The sequence below is a fragment of the Streptomyces sp. NBRC 110611 genome, from assembly GCF_001590865.1.
Classification (GTDB): Bacteria; Actinomycetota; Actinomycetes; order Streptomycetales; family Streptomycetaceae; genus Streptomyces.
This window is the reverse complement of record NZ_BBUY01000057.1, coordinates 1-3,904: the sequence shown is the minus strand read 5'-3', so window position 1 is coordinate 3,904 and position 3,904 is coordinate 1. Positions and strand designations below refer to the sequence as shown.

The following is a 3,904-nucleotide window of genomic DNA, read 5'->3' as shown; positions in this document are numbered from 1 at the left end:
AGTGCGTGTTTTCGATCCCCGGATCCGAGTAGCCTTTGGCCCTACGCTGGCATGGTGTCCAAGGGCGCCGGGCGGGCCGGGGAGAGGAACTGTCGGGCTTGTGGCGAACGGCTGAGGCCGGGGGCACGGCCGCGGGCGGTGTACTGCTCTTCGGCGTGTCGTGCCAGGCAGTGGCGTACGGACCGGCAGTTGCGGAAACGTACCGCTGCCGCGCTGAGCGGTGCGGGCGAGGTCGAGTGCCCCGAGTGCGGGACTCGGTGGATCGCCGGCGTCGACCGGAGGGCGACGGCCTTGTACTGCGGGAAGCGGTGCAAGGTGAGGGCCTGGAGGCGCCGGAAGGAAACGTTCGGCGGACGGTCACAGTAACCGCATCGCGAACGCATCGTGAGTCCAACTTCGGTCACCAATTGGTCATTTGCGGTCGTTCGTTGTGATCAGTGAATTTTCGGTCTGACTCTCGGTGATGAGCGGGTCGTGTCCACGTCACGGACTTCAGCTCCGTGCCCCGGCCCGCATTGGTGGTGAACACCATGCCGGAGGAGATCGACAAGGTCGGAAGCGTCAGCCAGTCCCGTTACGAGCAGATCGTTGCCGAGCTGCGGCAAGTCGTTGAACAGCAGACTCAGGGGTCGTTCACGATCGGCGACCGCGCGCTGGAGATCGAGCCGGTCCGGGCCCGCGGCGGCATCGCGGATGGAGAGTGGACGGTCAGGCAGTCCCTGGTGCGTCTGGCCGAGGACATCGGCTTGACGTTCAGCACGGTGAAGAACGCCAGGTGGACCGCGTCGCGGTGGCCGAAGGAGCATCGCCAGGCGGGTGTGTCGTTCACGATTCACCGCGTCCTTGGGCGGATCGAGGACGAGGAGGATCGGTTCGCCGCGATCAAGACGCCGCCCGCGGGCAAGAAGCGGTGGACTCCGGACGAGGCCAAGCGGCGGGTGGGGTGGACGGTCGACAACCCCGAGAGCCCGCAGGAGAAGGTCACCGCGATCCACCACCTGGCCCGGGACGAGGAGGTCGCCGCGACGGTGACCACCGATTTCCTCAAGCGTCCACAGGTGGCGGCCAAAGTCTCCGCGGAGAACAAGGTCCGGGTGGTGGAGGAGTTCACCCGGGACGAGTCAGTCGCGGCGAGTGCGGCGACCAGCCTGCTGCGGCGCCCGGACGTCGCCTTCAAGGCGATGAGTGACGATACCGCCCGCTTCCAGGTCAACCATGCCCAGAACGAACGCCACCGGCAAGCCCGCGAAGACTTCGAGGACACCAGCCCGGTAGCCCCGGCCGTGAGGCACATCGACCGGACGGTGGAGTTCCTGGACCTGGTCACCGCCTGCCACTCGTTCGTCGCCGCGGCCGGCCGCACCGTCCCCGGCCTGCGCGACCGCCAGCTTTCCGACGATGAACGCACGATCGTGCACGAGAACGTCGCGCGGGTGCGAGCCACTCTCGACTGGATCGAGACCGCGGTCGACACCGGCAAGGTCGACATGGACGACGAGCTCGCCCGCATGCTGAAGGGCGAATAGCCATGCCCCGCGCCTCACGGCGCCGGGGCGACGCTGCCAGGCGGCACGCGGACACCGTCCGCTTCGTGCTGTTCGAGGCCAGACCAGCCGGCCTGCTGTTTCACCAGCTCGTCAGGGCGAGCGACCTGTCGCCCAGCCAGGTGCGGTCAGGGCTCGCGGCCCTCAAGGACGAGGCTGCCTCCAAAGGCTGGCCGCCGCTGATCTGGACGAGGACGGACGGCTACCAGCTCGGGGCCGAACGGGCCGCCCTGGAGGCATACGAGCGGGCGGTCGTCTCGGAGAAGTTGACCGAGTTCCGCCGGTTCATCACCGGCACCGTCGCCCCGCACGCCGCCGCGCATCCGGGCGACAAATGGGTACGGCACATCGTCGCCCAGCTCAACTCCATCGAATCCACCCTCGACCTCATTGCCACTGCCTGACCAGCCGTGGTGGCCGCCCTGCGGACGGCCACCACGGCGCTGTCCAAGGACCGTCATGCGTCATCGTCGCTATCCCTCGGACACGACCAACGCGGAATGGGCCCTGATCGAACCGCTGTTGCCGACCCCGGCCTGCGAGACCTCCGCCGGCGGGCGGCCGGAGAAGCATCCCCGCCGAGAGATCGTCGACGCCATCCGCTACGTCGTGGATACCGGCTGCAAATGGCGGGCCCTACCTGCGGATTTTCCGCCCTGGCGCACGGTCTGGGGGTTTATGGCGCGTTGGGCCGCCGCCGGAATCGTCGGCCAGATCCGCGACCATCTGGCGGGGCGGATCCGCCGCGACATGGGCAAAGGGCCCCGTGCGGTGGCTACCGTGATCGACTCCCAGAGCGTGAAAGCCGCAGAGACCGTCTCCAAGGCCACCCGCGGCTATGACGCGGGCAAGAAGATCAACGGCCGCAAGCGCCACATGGTTGTCGACACCCGCGGGCTGCCCCTGCTGGTCATGGTCACCCCGGCCGACCAGCACGACGCGGCGGCGGCCAAGGAAGTGCTCTTCCGACTCCGTCTGATGCACCCTGAGATCACGATCGTGTGGGCCGACTCCGCCTACGCCGGCAAGCTCGTCGACTGGGCAAAACAGCACCTCAGCCTGACGATCAAGCCGGTCAGCCGTCCCAAGGACGCCTCCGGCTTCGTCGTGCTGCCCCGCCGCTGGGTCGTCGAACGGAGCCTTGCGTGGATGATGCACGCACGCCGGCATGCCCGGGACTACGAACGACTCATCCAACACTCCGAAACGCTGATCACCTGGGCCGCCATCACCCTCATGGCCAGGCGCCTGGCCCGGAAGGGCGCCACCCCCAGCTGGCCAAGGAAACAAGCGCCGACCGACGGCTGACCGCCCTCCTTACTCCACTTCTCCCTCTTTCTTCTCTGCACACGTCAAGTTGATTATTCACGACACTGGCGGAGACAGGCGCGCTGCCGTATTTCGTACGCAGTTCGGACACTCAGTCCGGTGGCAATGTCCACTCATGCCCAATTTAGGGTTTCTCGGTACTGTGGGCGGGGTAGTCAGCTACCCCCCAACTATGTCGGGTTGAATCCTTGAATTTTGGTAAGGAGATGACTGAGCGATGGTGAACCGCGAGGCAGTCGATAGCTACTACGAGGGGTGGGCCACGCTGCGCGGCGACTTGAGCAGGGTTCCGTTGGCCGACGATGTCGAGTTCATCAGCCCTGCCGCAGCGCTGCGCGGACGCGACCAGGTCCAGACGATGGCCGCCCAATTCGGGCCCGTCGCAATTGATTTCCGCGTGCGTGACCAGTTTTTCACCAACGATGACACCGTGGTGTCGGTCGTGGAGTGGGAGCTGCCGGGCGTCGAGGGCACGACCACCGCCGCCGAGATCCTCACACTGACCGATGGTGTCATCGCCAAAGCCGAACAGTTCTACGACCCGCGGCTGGTGCTCGAGTTCGGCGCTGCCGCGAACGAATAATGAACGCGCATTTCGCACAGTGAACGGGGTTGTGACTACTCACTGGTCGATCGAGCGCTGCTGAGCGCCACTGGCCAAAGCTGCTCGGGGATTGCCGATCTGGTTCGGCCAGCAATCAGGTCATCGCGGCGCTGTGACGACGGGTATGCCGAGATCGACCGGCGCGATGCGGGCCAGGCGCTTGGTCTCCTCTCGTTTCTGCCGGAGGAAGGTGAGGGTGAGGTCGACCGACGATTGCATGTGTTCGATCATCTGCGCACTGTGGGATTGGCGCAGTGGTCCTTGAACGTCTGCCATACGGCTGCAGGACTATGCCGTCACCACAAGGCCGGGAAAGCCGAGTTGCTGGTCGTTCCCCGTGCCTATGGCAACGACGCCCCATCTCACGCAGTCACTGTTCCATTCCTGAGCTGGTCAAGTGCCCTACTCAGGAATGGAAACACGCACT

5 protein-coding genes are annotated in these 3,904 nt (G+C 65.9%); 4 read left to right on the top strand and 1 reads right to left on the bottom strand.

The annotated features are described in order from the left end of the window. Positions 1 to 530 precede the first annotated feature (530 nt). From AZE13_RS33215 to AZE13_RS33200, 4 genes are all read left to right on the top strand, one after another. Entirely contained in the window at positions 531 to 1,526 is a 996-nt protein-coding gene (locus AZE13_RS33215) for a DUF6192 family protein (RefSeq protein WP_066940525.1), read from the top strand. 2 nt (positions 1,527 to 1,528) lie between these two features. After that, positions 1,529 to 1,948 (top strand): RacP protein, encoded by a 420-nt coding sequence (locus tag AZE13_RS33210; RefSeq protein ID WP_066940522.1) that lies wholly within the window; start codon positions 1,529 to 1,531, stop codon positions 1,946 to 1,948. 55 nt (positions 1,949 to 2,003) lie between these two features. Continuing rightward, a complete protein-coding gene (locus AZE13_RS33205) occupies positions 2,004 to 2,852 on the top strand; it encodes an IS5 family transposase (RefSeq protein ID WP_066940519.1) in 849 nt (282 codons plus the stop codon). 238 nt (positions 2,853 to 3,090) lie between these two features. Beyond that, positions 3,091 to 3,456 carry a nuclear transport factor 2 family protein gene (locus AZE13_RS33200; protein WP_066940516.1) on the top strand — a complete coding sequence of 122 codons (366 nt, stop codon included), beginning with the start codon at positions 3,091 to 3,093 and terminating at the stop codon, positions 3,454 to 3,456. 120 nt (positions 3,457 to 3,576) lie between these two features. On the opposite strand, the gene AZE13_RS38880 is transcribed toward AZE13_RS33200, so the two are convergent. After that, positions 3,577 to 3,708 (bottom strand): hypothetical protein, encoded by a 132-nt coding sequence (locus AZE13_RS38880; RefSeq protein WP_258528189.1) that lies wholly within the window; start codon positions 3,706 to 3,708, stop codon positions 3,577 to 3,579. Positions 3,709 to 3,904: the final 196 nt, after the last annotated feature.